Annotated in this window: 1 protein-coding gene; it reads right to left on the bottom strand. The window is 34.6% G+C overall.

The genetic code is table 11. The features are described 5' to 3' along the window. Nucleotides 1–583, bottom strand: a 583-nt coding sequence (locus IDG60_RS00050; RefSeq protein ID WP_206160329.1) for an RNB domain-containing ribonuclease, incomplete at both ends; no start/stop codon positions are given.

The following is a 583-nucleotide window of genomic DNA, read 5'->3' as shown; positions in this document are numbered from 1 at the left end:
GGATTAAACGATGAACTGTTAAATCAGGATAACGTCTAATTGGTGATGTAAAATGCGTATAATATTCAGCTGATAAGCCAAAATGTCCCAAGTTCACATCATCATAATGCGCTTGTTGCATTGAACGCAACATCATTGTTGAAATGACCATTTGTTCAGGTCGACCTTCTACTTCTTCTTGAACCTTTTGAAGTGTTGTTGGATGAATATCTTCGCCAGTACCCTTAATCATGATGCCAAAGTTTGTAATAAAATCAAAGAATTGTCTTAAGCGATCTGATTTAGGTTGCTCATGCACTCGGTAAATAAAAGGTACATCTAACTTACTAAAATGTTCAGCAACTGTTTCATTTGCAATTAACATAAATGATTCAATTAGACGTTCACCCTCGCCACGTTGTCTTAATTGAACATCTGTTGGTATACCGTCTTCGTTAACTAATACTTTTGCTTCATTAATATCAAAATCGATTTCACCACGTCGTTTTCTCATTTGAATCAAACGATTAGATAAATCTTGTGCTAAATCTAACATAGGCGTAATTTCTTTATATTGTTCGCGAATGTTAGGATCCTTTTCAGT

It is taken from the genome of Staphylococcus sp. EG-SA-2 (genome assembly GCF_017152085.1).
Note: the sequence above shows the minus strand (reverse complement) of the source record. Positions and strands in the feature narration are given on the sequence as shown.